Source organism: Coprothermobacter platensis DSM 11748 (genome assembly GCF_000378005.1).
Lineage (GTDB): Bacteria > Coprothermobacterota > Coprothermobacteria > Coprothermobacterales > Coprothermobacteraceae > Coprothermobacter > Coprothermobacter platensis.
Map to the genome: position 1 here is coordinate 1078162 of NZ_KB899040.1, position 18103 is coordinate 1096264.

Annotated in this window: 14 protein-coding genes; 7 read left to right on the top strand and 7 right to left on the bottom strand. The window is 41.9% G+C overall.

From position 1 onward, the window contains the following. Window positions 1-5: 5 nt before the first annotated feature. Window positions 6-1805, bottom strand: a complete 1800-nt coding sequence (locus D890_RS0105885; protein ID WP_156802688.1) for a DUF2207 domain-containing protein — start codon at window positions 1803-1805, stop codon at window positions 6-8. 103 nt (window positions 1806-1908) lie between these two features. Between D890_RS0105885 and D890_RS0105890 the strand changes: the two genes are divergently transcribed. Further along, window positions 1909-2772 (top strand): class I SAM-dependent methyltransferase, encoded by an 864-nt coding sequence (locus tag D890_RS0105890; RefSeq protein ID WP_018963588.1) that lies wholly within the window; start codon window positions 1909-1911, stop codon window positions 2770-2772. A 136-nt stretch (window positions 2773-2908) separates the two neighbouring features. After that, complete coding sequence (gene glgP, locus D890_RS07620) at window positions 2909-5401, top strand: alpha-glucan family phosphorylase (RefSeq protein WP_018963589.1); 2493 nt, start codon at window positions 2909-2911, stop codon at window positions 5399-5401. Window positions 5402-5450: 49 nt separating this feature from the next. On the opposite strand, the gene ptsP is transcribed toward glgP, so the two are convergent. The 5 genes from ptsP to D890_RS0105920 form a co-directional block, all read right to left on the bottom strand. Then, entirely contained in the window at window positions 5451-7109 is a 1659-nt protein-coding gene (ptsP, locus tag D890_RS0105900) for a phosphoenolpyruvate--protein phosphotransferase (protein ID WP_018963590.1), read from the bottom strand. 2 nt (window positions 7110-7111) lie between these two features. Then, window positions 7112-7390 carry an HPr family phosphocarrier protein gene (locus D890_RS0105905; RefSeq protein WP_018963591.1) on the bottom strand — a complete coding sequence of 93 codons (279 nt, stop codon included), beginning with the start codon at window positions 7388-7390 and terminating at the stop codon, window positions 7112-7114. Between the two features lie 25 nt (window positions 7391-7415). Continuing rightward, entirely contained in the window at window positions 7416-7826 is a 411-nt protein-coding gene (locus D890_RS0105910) for a bacteriohemerythrin (protein ID WP_018963592.1), read from the bottom strand. Window positions 7827-7913: 87 nt separating this feature from the next. Further along, window positions 7914-8321 (bottom strand): bacteriohemerythrin, encoded by a 408-nt coding sequence (locus D890_RS0105915; RefSeq protein WP_018963593.1) that lies wholly within the window; start codon window positions 8319-8321, stop codon window positions 7914-7916. Window positions 8322-8422: 101 nt separating this feature from the next. After that, complete coding sequence (locus D890_RS0105920) at window positions 8423-9592, bottom strand: M20 metallopeptidase family protein (protein ID WP_018963594.1); 1170 nt, start codon at window positions 9590-9592, stop codon at window positions 8423-8425. A 71-nt stretch (window positions 9593-9663) separates the two neighbouring features. On the opposite strand from D890_RS0105920, the gene D890_RS0105925 reads away from it, so the two are divergent. The 5 genes from D890_RS0105925 (at window position 9664) to D890_RS0105945 (ending at window position 14846) form a co-directional block, all read left to right on the top strand. Further along, window positions 9664-10206, top strand: coding sequence for an MBL fold metallo-hydrolase (locus tag D890_RS0105925; RefSeq protein WP_018963595.1), 543 nt, complete (start codon window positions 9664-9666; stop codon window positions 10204-10206). Between the two features lie 7 nt (window positions 10207-10213). Then, the gene (locus D890_RS0105930; protein ID WP_018963596.1) at window positions 10214-11773 is read left to right on the top strand and encodes an MBL fold metallo-hydrolase RNA specificity domain-containing protein; all 1560 of its coding nucleotides are present in this window, start codon (window positions 10214-10216) and stop codon (window positions 11771-11773) included. An 83-nt stretch (window positions 11774-11856) separates the two neighbouring features. Next, the gene (locus D890_RS0105935; RefSeq protein ID WP_018963597.1) at window positions 11857-13155 is read left to right on the top strand and encodes an HD-GYP domain-containing protein; all 1299 of its coding nucleotides are present in this window, start codon (window positions 11857-11859) and stop codon (window positions 13153-13155) included. A 74-nt stretch (window positions 13156-13229) separates the two neighbouring features. Continuing rightward, complete coding sequence (locus D890_RS0105940; protein WP_018963598.1) at window positions 13230-13709, top strand: ferredoxin domain-containing protein; 480 nt, start codon at window positions 13230-13232, stop codon at window positions 13707-13709. Window positions 13710-13715: 6 nt separating this feature from the next. After that, complete coding sequence (locus D890_RS0105945) at window positions 13716-14846, top strand: pyridoxal-phosphate-dependent aminotransferase family protein (RefSeq protein ID WP_018963599.1); 1131 nt, start codon at window positions 13716-13718, stop codon at window positions 14844-14846. Window positions 14847-15385: 539 nt separating this feature from the next. Here D890_RS0105945 and D890_RS0105950 read toward each other — a convergent pair. Further along, window positions 15386-17935: a calcium-translocating P-type ATPase, PMCA-type gene (locus tag D890_RS0105950; RefSeq protein ID WP_018963600.1), complete on the bottom strand. Its 2550-nt coding sequence runs from the start codon at window positions 17933-17935 to the stop codon at window positions 15386-15388. Between the last annotated feature and the right edge of the window lie 168 nt (window positions 17936-18103).

The following is an 18103-nucleotide window of genomic DNA, read 5'->3' on the forward strand; positions in this document are numbered from 1 at the left end:
CTTTGTTAACCAGCACCTACGGAACTGCCACCAGCGCCTCCACCTATGCCACCGCCCGCGCCGAATCCTCCTATACCCGAAGTATTCTGCTTGCTTATAGCAACTTCAGCAGATGTGGGAATGGAAGAGATATTGTTTATCAAGAATGGCCTCGCATAAACGGCTGATACCACTGGTGTTGCAGGAGGCGTTGGATACAACATGCCTATGTTCTCAATGACTTTTTTTGCTACTCCCAAAGAGGTCCCATATACTAAGTAATCATCCCATATGGCAATTCCTTGTGGTGGATTTTTGGAAAGTAATGTGAAGTCAGTTAGATATCTCCTAAGAGCCAACCATTTTCGGACATAAAGTAGCCCTTCTTCTGACCAATGGGAAAAGACTTCGCTTTTCATGAACAACACAATTATCCCCATTACAGCACTTATACCCATACCAAAAAATAGGACTGTTTGTGCATCCATCAAAGGATAACTTATTTCCGAGGAATCAAAGGATATTATGACGGGTAAAATTAAACCACCCACGATAGCGACCAATTTAGCAATGAAGTTTCCAGTAGAACTTAAATAATGCCTCTCCACAGCTTTCTTTCTTGTCCTTTCTTGCCATAATGTAAACAAGTTCCAAAATTCTGAAGCTTTATTCTTATCTTTGAAAACATCGCCAAGTTTGCCAAAGTCAATAATGCCATCATTATCAATTAAATGTAATGCATCACTAAGCTCAGGCCTTTGGGGGTCAGGTTTGATAACTTTCAACACCGGAACATCTTTCTCACCTTCTTTAAACGCCAGGTATCCTTTCTTAACCATATCAAGAATAGCCGCAGAGAAACCGTTATGATCTGGCTTTGAACAAGACCGCATAACAATGGCATTTACTACTTCAGGCATATCTTCACTTGGGAAATCCCTCTCATAAGGAGCACTATAGTTTATCTTTCGTTCCCTACCAAAAAGGGTATAAATCACAAAGAAAAGAACCAAAAGAACTATAGGATAAACAACGCCCATAGTTTTTGCCCCCATATAAGCTTTTGTGTAATTCTGCTCTATCGACTCGATATCAGCCAAGCTTAGGCTGTTGTTCTTGTATGTCGTGCCAATGTATTGCAATCCCGGAAAAACAAAACGCCCTTCTACATAGGTTTTCGGTGGTACATCACGAAAAACAGAGTTAAAAACGAATCCTCCTTCCGGAGTAGTGGATGTCCGCGTTTCAGACTTCAGACCTAAAGGATGGTTATAGATTATAGGCTTGCCATATGATTTGGGGAATGTTACTTGAACTTCAAGCTTATTTGTCTTTACTGTTGTATCTGATCCTATATACTTGATGAAAAGTTGTGAAAAATCCATGCATTCCATAACGATATCTTTTAAGTGGTAAGAAAACACAACTGTTACCACTTGACCATCTTTTGGCACACTCAGAGGGTTATTACCATTAGAAAACCAAAGTTCTACATAAAGGCCATTGGTGATATTGCCATAATTAAGCACAGGATTCGTGTTTGGCCCTTCAAGCACTTTGTACTGAAAGTTTTGCAAAGTCACGCCTTCAGGATAACTTACTTGCCAAGAAACAAACCTGAATGGGTCTTTGAGAAGCCAAGTAACAGTCTCTCTTACTTCCGCTGACCCATCTTCATTCACAACAACATTGAAATTACGTTCTGGCAGTTCAAAAGATACGTTAGCGTATGTTTTAAAAGGACAACCGACAAATGATGCAAAAACAGTAACAAAAACCACAACACTTGTGATAATGGCTCTTAATTTTCTACTCTTTTTCATCATGCCTTTATTATAGAGTTTATGTTCACATTTTCATACAACAAATAATGTTAGGAGATAAAACCGTTTTTCTTTTCACTGTGATGATAAAATCAAAAAAACGGCTATGAGCAAAATCGGAGAAATTGTATTAAAAACTGTCAATAAAGTCTTTCCACTCCCTATCCACCCATTCAATTTACAGAATAATGGCGTAAAAACATATGCTGAATGGGAATTTGAAAAAGGTTTAGATACACTAAAGTACTTTCTCGATTTTACAGACCTGGAAACACTTTTTAAAGATAAAACTGTTTTGGATATAGGTTGTGGAGCAGCAGGGAAAACCGTGTTTTATGCTACCCAAGGGGTAAAAAACATTTACGGTGTGGATCGTGTGGAACATTATAAAATGCAAGCGGAACATTTAGCTGCAGAAAAAAGTGTCTCTGATAAATTTCGCTTTGTGGTTGCTGATGCAACGTCATTGCCTTTCCAATCTAGCATGTTTGACACGATTATTATGAATGATTTTATGGAACATGCATCGAGGCCAGAAGCGGTACTCAGTGAATGCTATCGAGTGCTAAAAGAAGGGGGAAGATTGTATGTTAACTCGCCCCCTTACAACCATCCCTATGGTGCTCACTTGAGTGATGTGATAGGTGTTCCATGGGTTCACGTGTTTTTCAGCGATCAAACACTTATAAACGTATATAAAGATTTAGTAAAGGATCTTCCGGACGCACAAGACCGGATAAACTTGAGATTTTCCACAGATAATCATGGCAAACCTTACATTTCCTATATAAACAAGATGACCATTAAAAAATTCAACGCATGGATTCGCGAATCACCTTTTAATGTCATCTACTACAAAGAGGTCCCTTTGCGCAATAGCCTGTCATTTTTGGCCAACTTTTCTTGGACAAAAGAATATTTTGTAAAAATGCTTGTTGCCGTACTCGAAAAACCAAAAACTAATTCTTAACGGTATTAAGTAAAATTAATGTTATGTACAAATGGTTGACTTAATATCAGGTGTAAGATTTACTTAATAAATTATTGTTCATTTTTTGCTATGAGATGAAAACTTGCATATGGACATGAGGAGGTAACTCGTAGTGATGACGACCAAAGAAACTATTGAGAAAAAGTTGCCGGAAAATCTTAAAGATCTGGCTGCTATAGCATACAACTTCTGGCACACGTGGTCACGTTCAGCGATGAAACTCTGGAGCAAAGTAGATCCTCAGCTATGGAAAACTTACCAGAATCCAGTGAAGTTATTGATGGAAGTTCCTGCAGATCGACTTGATGAACTTTCTAAAGATGAGGATTTTCTCTCACTTTATGAGCTAATTACAGAGCGATTCCATACTTATATGAAAGAAACAAATACATGGTTCAATGCAAATTATCCCAATTGGGATACAAAATTTGTTTATATGTGCATGGAGTATGGCATTAGCGAAGCGCTCCCTATATATTCTGGCGGTCTTGGCATTTTAGCTGGAGACCACCTAAAATCTGCCAGTGATCTGGGTATTCCGTTGTTAGCTGTAGGTTTACTTTACAAACATGGCTATTTTGTACAAGAAGTGGGAGCAGATTTAACCCAAAAGGAGTTGTTCCCACAATACAGTCCGGAAGATTTGCCCATAACCCCTCTTTTGAACGCTGAAGGAGAGCAAGTAAAAGTAGACATACCTCTGGATGACACTATCATCGTTGCAAAAGTTTTTGAAGCCGATGTGGGACGCGTCAAGCTGTTTCTATTGGACCCAGATACACCAGAAACTCCTGAGCAATACCGCCTTATATGTGATTACTTATATAACCCAGGCATGGATATTCGTGTGGCACAAGAGATACTTCTTGGTGTAGGAGGAATAAGACTCCTTAAAACGCTGGGCATTGATCCAGGATTGGTTCATTTAAACGAAGGACATCCGGCCTTTGCCGCCTTTGAACGCATAAAGGATTACATGCAAAAGGGCTTGTCTTTTGAAGAAGCGCTGGAAGTAGTCAAAGAAAGTACAGTATTTACGACACATACACCTGTCCCGGCAGGACACGACAAATTTCCTTTAGACTTTCTCTATTCTCGATTTAGAAAGTTCTTTGAGGGGTTGCCCGCAGATGCATTTCTTTCTTTGGGTAAGGAAAATGATAATTCTGGTGAGCTGAACATGACTGTTTTAGCTATCCGCACATCAGCTTATGTAAATGGTGTGAGCCAGCTCCATTCCCGTGTATCCAAACAGATGTTCAGGAATTTATGGAAAGGTTATACGTTGGAAGAGATACCCATAGATGGCATAACAAATGGCGTGCACACTCTTACTTGGGTTTGCTCGGAGTTTTCGCGCATTTACGATAGAGCATTAAGTCGCGTGTGGAGAGAACATACAGACTTAGAAGGTATGTGGTATGGTGTGGAGCGCGTTTCCGATTCAGACCTGTGGGAAGCTCACCTCAAAGCTAAACGGAACTTTATCGCACTTATGAAAGAGAAAATTCAGCAGAGAAATGAACGCTTGGGTATAAATGACCCCATACCTGAAATCGACGAAAACAGTCTTATTATCGGATTCGGACGCCGTTTTGCTACCTATAAAAGAGCAGTGCTTCTATTCCAAGATATAGAACGTCTCAAAAAACTACTCAACATGGAAGGCAAACCTGTGTACTTAGTTTTCGCAGGTAAGGCTCACCCAAATGATGGTCCGGGAAAAGAATTCTTGAGCCAAGTTCTACATATGAGTAAAGAACCTGGGCTTCTTGGTAAAGTATTTTTCTTGGAAAACTATGATATTTCTTTGGCAAGAGCCTTAGTATCTGGTGTGGATGTTTGGTTAAATACCCCCCGTAGACCACAGGAAGCCAGTGGCACCAGTGGAATGAAAGCTGCGGTAAATGGTGTCTTGAATTTAAGCGTATATGATGGTTGGTGGGTTGAAGGTTACAACGGTAGAAACGGTTGGGTTATTGGTGATGAATCCTTGGAAACTGAATCAGAGATTGATGACAAACGTGACGCTGAAAGTTTGTACGACATTTTAGAAATGCAAGTAATACCCACATACTATGAGAACCACAAAAAGTGGTTAGCCATGATGCTGGAGAGCATAAAGAGTATTATTCCACGGTTCAGCACGCACCGTATGGTAAAGGAATACATGGAAAAGACATACGTAAAAGCGTTCATAAACGCTGAAAGACTTTCCAAAAATGATTTCGAAAATGCCAAACACGACGTTGCATGGGAGCACAATCTCATAGAAGCATGGCCTAACGTGAATGTGGAAAATGTTTCCATGGATGGAAACACAGGCATCCATGTCACATTGAACCTCGGATCGCTTACCCCAGAGGATGTTAAAGTAGAACTCTTCTTGGGAAGAGAAGGCTCCGAACTGGAAAAGGTACGAACAGTGGAACTACGCAAGTACATTCAAGATACAGGTAATCCAAACCGGTATACCTTCGTTTATAATGATGGATTCCTGCGATACTGGGGTAACGCTTGTTGGAAATACTCCATACGGGTATTGCCAGCTACGTTAGACACAGACATCATGCAGCACATAGGGATAATATGGTACAACATTCAATAGAATGTATATAAACTAAAGGTATAAAGAGGTAAAAAAGAAGCAGCCAGGCTTAAAGCCTGGCTGCTTCTTTAGCTACTTTTTGAGATTGCTCTTTTTGAGAAGAAATGACAACTTTCTTCACTCTGGGAATGCTCGAAGAGGTCATACTGAACACCCTCAAACCCAGTCCCAAAAGTATTTCCGTTGCTTTATCGTCTCCTGCCAATTCGCCGCACATGGCCACTTCTTTCCCCGTGCTCTCTCCAACTTCTATGACTCGCTTAATGAGTCTCAAGACACCGGGATGTAGTGGGTTGTAATAATCTCTGACTTTCTGATTATCTCTATCCACGGCCAATGTATACTGCGTTAGATCGTTAGTTCCAATACTGAAAAAGTCCACTTCCGGAGCCAGCAAATCCGCAGCGACTGCCGCAGAAGGAATCTCAACCATGATACCTACACTGATGTGTTCGTCAAATGGGACATTTTCTTTCTTAAGCTCTTCCTGAGCTTCTTTAAGAACCTTCTTTGCCTCAATGACTTCTTCCACGGAGCTAATCATGGGGAACATGATAGCGGCGTTGCCGTAAGCACTGGCCCTGAGTATGGCTCTGAGCTGTGTTTTAAAAACATCCTTACGGTCTAAGCAGTATCTGATTGCGCGCCATCCTAAAAACGGATTATTTTCTCTTTCTAGTCCCAGGTACGGCAAGTCTTTGTCTCCGCCGACGTCCAATGTACGAATCGTAACAGTCTTGCCTTTCATTCCCTCCAAAGCTTTTCTATAAGCTTCAAACTGCTCGTCCTCTGTGGGCAAGCTACTACGATCCATGAAAAGGAACTCCGTGCGGAACAGACCTACACCTTCAGCGCCAAATTTAAGCGCGGTCTCGACGTCTTCCGGTCTACCGATATTGGCTTCTAACTTGACTTTTGTACCATCCTTAGTTATAGCAGGAACTGTTATCAATTCAGAGAGTTCTTCTTGCTCGTGCTTCCACCCAGAAAGTTTTTTCTCATATGCTTCAAGAACGTGCTTTTCTGGGCTAATTTCAACAATCCCTTCGCTCCCATCAACAACGAGTTTGTCACCATTTTTAATATTCTGCGTAGCCGTCTTTGTTCCAACTACTGCAGGAATTTGGAAGGATCTTGCCATAATAGCTACATGAGATGTGGGTCCACCTTCATCGGTAACCAACCCCACTACATGGTCTCTATCGATTTGCGCCGTATCGGAAGGTGCCAAATCCCGTGCAACTAAAATAGTACCTTCTGGCAAGTCAGATAAATCGACGAGCGTACCCGTTAGATTCCTTATTATACGCTCTGCCACATCCTTTAAATCAGCGGCGCGCGCTTTTATATACTCGTCAGTCATTTTTTCGAAGGTCTCAATGTATTCTTGAGCTACGGACCAGACAGCAAATTCTGCATTAAGCTTTTCTTCTTGGATGGATTGTTTTACTTTTCCCAAAAACTCTGGGTCATCCAACATCATCAAATGCGCTTCCATAATGTCAGCCACATCTTTATGGCTGTTCTTTAGCGCCCTTTCTTTTAGCAAGGTTACCTGCTTTTTACTTTCTTCCAGTGCATCAGATAATCTATTTAGCTCTTCCTCTGCATTCTTGAATGCGAACCGAGGAATGTTTAAATCCTTGTTCAGCACAGAAGCAGTACCTATGCCGATGCCTGGAGCGCCTGGTATACCTTTTATGTTCATATCTACTTCTCCCCGAAATTATCTTTAACTAAATCGAGAAGCGCTTGCATTGCAGCTTTTGCATCTTCACCTTCCACAGTAATCTTTATCCTACTGCCCTGGTCTGCACCCAAAGAGAGCACTCCCATAATACTTTTAGCGCTGGCCGTTCTTCCATCTTTCTCCAGGGTGATGTTGCTCTTAAACTTCGCCGCCGTTTGCACCAACAGAGATGCAGGTCTTGCGTGTAATCCCGTAGGATTTGTAAGTGTTACTTCAGTTTCCACATGTTCCGTTCCCATTCTAATTACTGACACTCCTTCCTTACTATGCCAATCCAGCTTGCTTCACATATGGAGCGTACTGCGTATCGGTCTTTGTCACATGGTTTATAAGCCAGTCTACAAGTACCTTGTTTAACTTAACGGTAACGGTAACGCCGACGCCTTTATTATCTATTTCATCGTGAAACGCCTTGATCTGGCCTTTAAACCACTCATGTTTCTTTATGTGCTCTTCTAAATCGGGGTACTTGGCTTGCGCCATTAGGTTTTGTTCAGCGTTGAAATGGTACACAGTGTAGTCATTTAGGAAATTAAGCACCTGAAGAACTTCATTCTTATTACCCTTCTGAATTTCATCAAAGAGTTTGTTTATGCGAGCGAATAGTTCTTTGTGCTGATCATCAACCATTTTTATGCCCACTGAGTATTCATCCTTCCAAACGATGGCTGCCATGCAGTTTCACCTCTCCATACACAGTATATGGTTTACCATTTCTTAACACATATGATACGACAAAACGTAATGACTTTTTCACGATTTTTAGGAGACCACTTGTTTTACAAAGGGAGCAAACTTTATATCCGTCTTCGTTACATGGTTTATAAGCCAGTCAACCAACAACTTATTTAGCTTGAGTGTAGTTGTTACTCCCACACCATCTTTGGATATGGAATCTCTCAAATCGCTAACTTCGTGTTTAAACCATTCATGTTCTTTTCTATGGTTTTCAAGTTCAGGATAATTAGCCTTAGCCATGAGCTGCTCTTCTGCATCAAAATGGTAAACAACATAGCTGCTTAAAAAATCCATTGTTGTTAATATGGTTTTTGTATTGCCCTGCGAGACATCATCAAATAGTTTATTAACGCGGTTGAAAAGTTCTTTATGCTGATCATCTATAACTTTTATTCCTACCGAGTATTCGTCTTTCCAAACCACTACAGGCATTCTTGTATCACCTCATCTGCAAAGGAATAGTGTTCCATTATGTCAATTGAGCATACAATTAATTGTATAATGCCTGTAGAAAAATTGGTGCGTTTTCTGTATTATGATTTAAAGTTTACCGATGGAAAACTTTCCGCAAAAGCAATGTGGGCAGCTGCCATCATCCATAGTATATCCTCATCGACGTTGAAGTATGGACTGTGATTAGGTGCCGTTATGCCTTTCTCAGGGTTATTTGTATTAAAAAAGAAAAATGTTCCCGGGACTCTTTCTAAGAAATACGCCATGTCTTCTCCTCCCATACTTGCTTTCTGTGTAAACACTACGCTGCTTTCGCCTAAATTAGCCTTTAGAACAGTGCCCATTAAGTCCGTCAGTTTATCATCATTTATCATGGGGATATAACCAAAATGATAAGTTACATCTGCATCTACATTGTAAGTCTTTGCTAAGAAATCAGCAATTTCTTTTATTCTAATTGAAAAGTGTTCCCTATCTTCGTCGCTAACTGTTCTCACAGTACCAGTAATTTCCACACTTTTTGGTATGATATTGTTTGCTGTCCCACCGTGTATGGAACCTATGGATATCACACTTGGGTTGTTCGGATCGCTTTCTCTTCCTTTTAAAACTTGTGTAGCAATGACGAAATTTGCCGCTGCCATAAAGGGATCCCTACCATTTTGCGGTTGAGAACCATGGGTCCCCTTTCCACTGAACACTATCTTAAAATCATCGGTAGCGGCGGAAGCAGGCCCTTTCTTAAGCATGAACGTTCCCGTTGGGCCGCCCTCTAAAATGGTACCTACATGCCCTCCTATAGCAGCATCCACCCCTATCAATGCTCCATTTTCAATCATGTTTACCGCACCGAAATATCCTTCTTCGCCTGGTTGGAAAAGAAACCTTATCTTGCAATTCAAGTCATGTTGAGTAAAGTATTTCGCTACACCGAGCAATACAGCAGTGTGAACGTCATGCCCGCAAGCATGCATGGCCCCCGAATGTGTTGAAGCAAAACTCAAACCAGTAAGTTCTTGTATGGGCAAGGCATCCATGTCGGCTCTGATAGCTAAGCATCTTTCTCCATGTCCCATATCACACGTAATGCCGTATCCACATGGTTCAGGATGCAGTTTCATAGCTGTAAGCACGTTACTGACATAGTTTCTCGTTTCTGGTAAATCTAAACCCACTTCAGGAATGCGGTGCAAAGCCCTTCTAAACTCCACGATATCTTCATTCAAATGTCTAATGTTTTCCATATCCATAGTCTACAAAACCTCCTTTTGTCCCCGCCGAGCACATTAGTTAATATAATAAGAGCAAAGAGGTGAAAAACATGGAAATAACAAGAGTAACAGTGACAGATTTAAAGAGCAATTGCTATATAGTCAAAGCCAACGATGAGATTGCCGTCATAGATCCAGGCGGAGATGTGGAGAAAATACTGCAAAAGTTGGATCAAATAGGTGGAACAGTAAAATGCATCATAGCCACACATTATCACTTTGACCACACAGGTGCTGTCAAACCACTTGTAGAACATTTCCATGTGCCGTTTTTAATTCATGAAAATGACGTTCCTTTTTTAGATAACCTGACCGCCGACCTGGCGTTAGCAGAGGGCGACGACGTTTCCATTGGCGATGAAGCCCTGCAAGTTCTTCATACTCCAGGACATTCGTCTGGTAGTATTTGTTTGCTCGGTGATGGTTTCATATTCACTGGTGACACGTTGTTTCAATTTTCTTATGGTAGAACAGATTTTCCTGGAGGTGATGAAGACCAAATGCAGTCTTCCCTCAGACGACTTCATGAAATATTGAGCCCCGGCATGATTGTTTATCCCGGACATGGCTTGCCCTTTACTGTGAAAGCATGACGCGGCCATGGTTACCATTTACCTTTGGGATGGCGTAGGATGCATCGGCGGAAATAAAATATTGATTGAAGATACGACTAAAGAGCGATCGCTTTTGCTCGACTTTGGTAAAAATTTCGGAGAAGAAAACAAGTTCTTTGATGAATTCTTAAAACCGCGTGACCGTTTCGGTGTTTATGACTTACTGCGGATGGGTCTTTTGCCTCCGTTCGTTCATCTTTATAGAAAGGATTTAATTCCACCAGATTTCGATTTTTCCATGGAAGTACCTAAAATAAAACCCGTAGGAGGCCTGCTTATAACGCACGCCCACTTAGACCACATCGGTTATATACCGTACTTAAGTGAAGACTTGCCCATGGTTGCGTCCACTGTGTCTGCAGCGCTAATGAAGTCTTTGCAGGACACAAATAGGCAGCTTTATTCCGAGCTAGTAGCAGTGGCTGGCAAAGAAACTACAGAGAACGGTGTCATAAAATCATCCTCAACAGCATCATTAAGAGCTCGTCCCTTTTTGTTGATGCAATCTCCACAAGACAGAGATGCTTTCACCGAACACGTATGGAGCACATGTTTTACTAAAAAGTCCTATATGGCTTCTGCACCGTGGTACGGCTCAGACACATGTTCTGTTGCTGAATTCAATGTACGCTCTTGGCCTGTGGACCATTCTATTCCAGGTGCCATGGCTTATGCTGTTGAAACATCGGCTGGTTGGGTTGTGTACACAGGGGATTTGAGACTCCACGGCACAAAAGGAGCGCTTACCCGTGCCTTTTTCAAAGAAGCCGCAGCCCTCAACCCTGTTGCACTCATAACGGAAGGAACCCACCCAGAGGAGATTAACCCTGTCACTGAACAGCAAGTTGAAGAACGCTCTCTAAACACCGTAAAAAATAACGCTGGTCTGACCATCGCAGATTTTGGAGCCAGAAACGTGGAACGATTGCTTTCTTTTCTGCGCATAGCAAAAGAAACCAACAAGTACCTTGTTTTAACACCAAAAGACTTCCTCTTACTGGAGTATTTAAATTATGCAACTGAAGATGTGCCTCATCCTCTGGATGAACCCTGTGTATTAGTTTATATAAGCCCGAAAAGCAGAAATGACGGATGGGAAACCCATGTGATTTCTTTGCTTAGTCCTGAAAAGATGGTAAATAGCAAGCAAATCCATGCAAGGCCAGAAGATTATATTCTATGCTTTTCGTACTACGATTTTGCTAACTTACTTGACATCGATGTGCATAATGGATGCTACATATATTCATCAAGCGAACCTTTTAATGAAGAAATGGCTCTTGACCATGAAAAAATAAAAAATTGGATAAACCTGTTTGGCTTTGAAATTTATGGAAGGTTGGGCCAAGTGGCGGAAGCTTTTGATAACCGTGACCCATTCCATGCCAGTGGGCACATTGACGCGAATGGCCTTAAGGAAATGATAGAAACCATCAAACCAAAATACCTCATACCCATACACACAGAAAAGCCCCAGTTTTTTGAACAATTCAAAGGGATGGTAACACTGATTAATCCCAAAAGATATGATCCGATAGTATTGTAATGTTTGTTGTATTTTAGTCCTTCTTAAGAGTAGAATAACACTATGAAAATTACATGTGGTTTTTATTGTCCAGAAGGTAAACAATGAACTTTGATAGGGAACGCATTATCGCGCTTATAGAACCTGTATCCTCCCTGTCCGAAGTCGTGGATTTAGCGAGTCCGTCTCTTACTTCTCACCAAGAACAAGTTGCTTATATATCTATGAAAATTGCAGAAGAGATGGGACTATCCAGCCAAGAACAATGTCAAATAGCACTCGCTGGAGAACTTCATGATATCGGTTTCCTTTCATTGGAAGACCGCTTAAAATTCTCCGAAAAAACATTTGAAATACAGAACACGTATAACCATGAAACGATTGGTTATGCCTTACTTAGAAAGTTCAAACCGCTGGAATACCCTGCAACAATGATCCGCTTTCATCATTTACCGTGGGACAACGGTAAAGGTGCTTCTTATAACAATATGCCTGTTCCTTTGGGCAGCCATATACTGCACTTGGCAGATAGAATTGCTGTTTCCATAGACAAGAGAAAGGAAATCCTCGGTCAGGTGGACTCAATCGTAAAACAAATTCTTGACCACAATGAAACACTGTTTAACCCAAGTGTTGTAAAAGCATTCATTTCTTTGTCCAACCGAGAATACTTCTGGTTGGATGCGTCTTCAAATTATTGCGGACGCATTGTAAAAGAGAAACTGGAACCGTTGAACTTATGGCTGAGCATGAAAGATCTGCTTCTACTGGCAGAATTGTTTGCTCAGATCATCGACTTTAGAAGTCCATTTACAGCACACCACTCCAGCGGAGTGGCAGCCACTGCTGGTGCTTTAGCCCGTTTGGCTGGGTTTTCTGCTGTGGAATGCCAGCTTATGCAGGTGGCAGGATATCTTCACGACATAGGAAAGTTGGCAGTACCCGGAGACATATTGGAAAAACCCGGCGATTTGGATGACACAGAAAAACGCATTATGAAAAGCCACGTTTATTATACCTATAGAACGCTCCAAGACATCAGCGGCTTTGAAACCATAAATACGTGGGCTTCTTTACATCATGAGCGATTGGACGGCACGGGTTACCCATTTCATCTGACCGCTGTAGATCTTCCCCTCGGTTCACGCATAATGGCGGTAGCAGATGTGTTCACCGCAATAATGGAAGATCGCCCTTACAGAAAAGGGCTGGAATCAGAAGTTGCTCTTGAAATTTTGGATAATATGAGAAAATCTGCTCTCGATCCACACGTGGTTTCCATACTATTTTCAAACCTGGAAGAAGTGAATACCATACGCTTTACCGCCCAAACAATGGCGGAAGATCGCTACTTGTCTTTTCGTAGAGAAATTGACACTTCTGATACATCCACTCATCGTTAAGAAAACATTTCATATCAAAAACATTTATTATTAATATTGAACATGAAACACATACCAAGAAGGGGGTAAGAGACATGTTCAAGCTAAATCCTGAGAAAGAGCAAGAAATTGTTATCGAAGCAGCCAACAGAATGTGTGTGGCCGCAAGAACGGCTCCTAAGGCGAACGGAAAAGACTTTATCGTAACAGCCATCGTAAGTGGTCCTGAGCTAAAGCCTTTACAAGATGAAATGACACGATATGGAGAAGAAAACCACTTTCAGTACTTCCAACGCGATGCGGAGAACATAGATGGGAAAGTGGTTGTTCTTATCGGATCAAAGTTGAAAAATCCCGACGAGAGTATTGACAGCTACACGACATCTGCTATAGACCTTGGAATAGCTATAGGTTCGGCCGTTTCGGTAGCCAGCGCCATGAAAGTAGACAATAGAGTCATGTTTTCCATAGGCAAAGCAGCCTTAAACATCGGTTTGCTTGGAGATGACGTCAAGCTCGCTTATGGAATTCCTCTAAGTGTGAGTGGAAAGAATCCTTTCTTTGACAGGAGGTAAACTCTCATGAAAGAACTTTTACTCATCCCCGGGCCGACGCCCGTTAGTGAAGAAGTCTTGAGTGCTCTTAGAAAAGACACCATGGCCCACACAGATGACCGTTTTGCAAAAATTATGTCCGACGCTTTGCAAAAAACAAAAATTTTGTTTGGTGCTGAAAGCGGCTTTCCCTTTATCATTGCCGGTTCAGGAACATTAGGAATGGAAATGGCTCTCACAAACATTTTAAATGAAGGGGAAAACCTGCTTGTTATCTCCCATGGGTTTTTCGGCGACCGCTTTGTAGATTTAGGTCATGCTCTAAATATAAACACAGACGTTTTAAAAACAGACGCAGGCTCCTGCGTTCCATTGGAAACCATTAAAAACACCTTGCAATCAAAACACTTCCATGCAGTGACCATCACACATGTGGATACGTCCACAGGTACATTAGCAGACGTAGAGAACATAGCGCGCCTTATTCACGAAGTGAGCCCTGACACACTCATTGTTGTGGATGGAGTTTGTGCTACAGGTGGCGTGCCAGAAGCCTTTGACGATTGGGGTTTAGATGTTATCTTCACAGGCTCTCAGAAAGCGTTAGCGGTGCCACCGGGTCTCACCCTGCTCGCATTTTCGCAGCGTGCTATTGAAAAGAGAAAGTCCATGACAAAAACGCGCACGTACTATGGGGATATCCTCCGGTGGATGCCCGTCATGGCTGATCCGCATAAGTACTTTGCTACGCCAGCCGTGAACATGGTGTATGCTTTAGATGCCAGCCTGAACATAATCCTGAATTATGGGCTTGAAGCTTATTACAAGAAGCACCAGGATTTGGCAAAGAAGGTCAGAGGAGCGATGGAAACGCTAAATTTCGAGCTGGTAAGTAAAAATCCTGCCCCTACACTATCTGTTTTCCTTTTCCCACAGGGAGTGGACGACGCAACTTTTAGAAGCAAGCTTGCAGTTAAGGGAGTAATCGTCGCAGGTGCCTTAGCTGAACTTCAGGGCAAAGCGTTCAGAATGGGTCATATGGGAAGCGTAACGGAAGATGAACTATTTATAGCCATAAAGAAAATCTTAGAAGTTTGCGAAGAAATGGGTATAAGAGTCGATAAAGGAAAAGCGCTTGACACCTTCTTAGAGAGCTGAGCTTTCGCCTGAAGGGGGCAAAAAAAACAGACGAAAGGGACTCGCAAACAAAGATATACAAGCCACCTTTTTCTTTCTGGCCATACATCATCCATGTAGGTGCTGCCACCTTGTTGCTGTTGGCTTTTTCTTTATGGTCAGTCGTGGAATTGTTTTTAGCATCGCTTATTTGTTAATTGTGCCCCTCTCGGCTGCACTGCTTTTTCTGATAGCGATTTATGCAACAATGTACTACGCCCTCACAAAAGACCATATTCAATTGACATGCGGCCCCTTCAAAAAAAGCTTGCGATATCAGGACATTAGCATTTAATGACGTATTAATCATAGAAACCCGCGACGGGAAAAAATACGGCATTACTCCCGAAGACGAAGATAACTTTCCCAAAAGCCTAAGCCAAAAACGTGCTGAGCATACAGAAACAAGTTCAGAATCTGCTTCCAAAGGTTAAATCTTTTCATAAAAAAGATTGGGCAAATAATAAAAAAGGGACCAGAGCAGCTCTGGTCCCTTTTTTATTACTGCTTTCTGTTACTTTTTACATTCCCAGTTCATTCTTTCTAAATACCTTCGCAACTTCGGAAATGGCAAACGGCATCAAGGACAAAAGGATTATGTAGCCGAACTCTGAAGTTGTTGGCGGTATATTACCAAACACAGAAGCCAGAGGCGGAATATAAACCGTGATTGCCATCAGAGCTATACCCGCCAATGTTGAATAAGCCAAGAACCTGTTGGAGAATAAACCCATCTTGAACACATACCCTTCGAAAGAGCGCGCCGAGAATGCTCTTATCAGTTCAGAAAGAATAAGAACCATATAGGCGATCGTACGCGCCTCGTTTACATCCCCTACGCGATGAAGTCCTATGATGAATCCTATTAATGTTGCTGCTGTGATAGCTATACTCTGAACAGCGATTATGCCATAATGGTATCTTGTCAGAATAGGCTCCTTGTTACCCCTGGGTTTAACACGCATGATGAACTGTTCTCCAGGTTCCATCCCCAATGCCAATGCCGGAAAACTATCGGTAACCAAGTTCAACCACAACAACTGTAGCGGTACTAATGGCGTGGGATATCCCAGTAGAAGTGCCAAGAACATAACTAGCACTTCACCCACATTGCACGAGAGCAAATACACAATGAACTTTCTCATGTTCTCATAAATGGTACGACCTTCAAAAACAGCATCTACCAAAGTAGCAAAATTGTCGTCCATGAGGACCATGTCACTGGCTTCTTTCGCCACTTCTGTACCAGATTTTCCCATACTCACACCGATGTCAGCTTTCTTAAGTGCAGGTGCATCGTTGACGCCATCTCCGGTCATAGCTACTACCTCATGTTTTTTCTGAAGTGCTTCCACTATTCTTAACTTATCAAGTGGATTTATTCTGGCAAATACGCTAACATTATCCACAGTTTGAGCAAGCTGGTCATCGCTCATGGATTCCAAATCTGCAGAAGTTACCACATCACCTTCAGGGAAATCAAGTTCTCGAGCAATGGCATAAGCAGTCACAGGATGATCACCTGTTATCATTATGGGTCTTATACCAGCGCCTCTGCATAAATCAACTGCTTCTTTAACTTCAGGCCTTAATGGGTCTTTCATGGCTACAAACCCAAGGAATGTAAGCCCGTTCTCTATTTCTTTGTCATTAGTGGGAACAGGTGGTTCAATCATTCTTTGAGCAAATGCGAGTAAACGCAAACCCTGAGCAGCTAAATCTTCTGAATGCCTAAGTATTTCTCTCTTCCGTTCCATAGAAAGATCTTTTTCCTGCCCATTCACAAGTTCTTTTGTGCACAAGGAAAGTATGACCTCAATGGCACCTTTGGACACAATTAGTAATTTATCGCCGAATTGGTGAACAGTTGTCATGCGTTTTGTTTCAGACGTGAATGGTATTTCATACACCCTGGGGAACTTTTCACGCATGTTTTTCACAAAATCTTCATCGAGAAAATCTATCAAAGCAATTTCTGTTGGGTCGCCTGTGGTGTGAGTGGCATCGTTGCAAAGAACCATGCTACGTACGAGCTCATCTTTTAATGAATCTTTATCAACTTCCCCTTCTTTCAAATAATTGTCTTCAAACCATGCTCCAACGAGGGTCATTTTGTTTTGAGTTAGCGTACCCGTTTTATCTGTGCATATGTGGGTTACAGCACCCAGTGTCTCGACAGCAGGTAGGTTTCTAACCACTGCGTTCCGCTTTGCCATTTCTGCTACACCCAAAGCCAAAACAATGGTCACTACAGCAGGCAAACCTTCAGGAATGGCTGCAACAGCTAAGCTTATGCTGGTTAATATCATGTCCTTAACAGGGATACCTCTGAGCGTCCCCATGATGAACACAATTACGCACACACCAAGGAATAGAACACCCAAAATTTTCCCTAAGGTGTCAAGCTGACGCTCCAGTGGAGTCTTCTCTTTTTTTACTTCTCTTATCTTTGTAGCTATCTTACCCAACTGAGTGTCCTGCCCAATAGCTGTGACAAGAACCTTTGCTCTTCCCTTGGTGACCGCAGTTCCCATGAACACCATGTTCTTATCAATGGGTTCACTATCACCTTCTATAGCGTCTTTCTTTACAGAAACAGATTCTCCCGTGAGGGTGGATTCATCTAAATAGAGAGAACGTTCCTCCAATATGACACCGTCGCAACTTACTTTATCGCCTGCCTCTAACAACACTAAATCGCCTACTGTGACGTCTTCAGAGTTTATGACTTGCGTCTGCCCATTACGGATAACTTTCGTGGTTGGGTTAGCTAACTTTTTTACTGCTTCCAAAGCGGCTTCTGCTCTACGTTGCTGACTCACACCGAGCACAGCGTTAAGTATGACTATTGCAACGATGGCTAATGTGTCTATTAGCTCTCCGAAAAAAGCAGATATCACTGCGGCAAAGATAAGGATAATTACCAGAAAGCTCTTAAACTGGTCTAAGAATTCTTGCAGAAGTGTTTCCTTCTTCGCCTCCGGGAGTTTGTTTGGCCCATACTTGCGTTTAGCCTCTTCAACCTCAGTCGTACTTAACCCATGATCCAGAAAACCCTCTTTAATACGCATCAACGTTTACCTCCTCCTCAAATTGGATTGATAGCAAAAGATAGTCTTGGTACGTCTTTGAACCATTTATTGTTTTCAACCGAAACCCTCAAATAAAATCTTATCAAATGCATGTACTTTTACAGACACCAAACGTTAATGCCAAACTAATTTAGTCTAAAGGCTTGT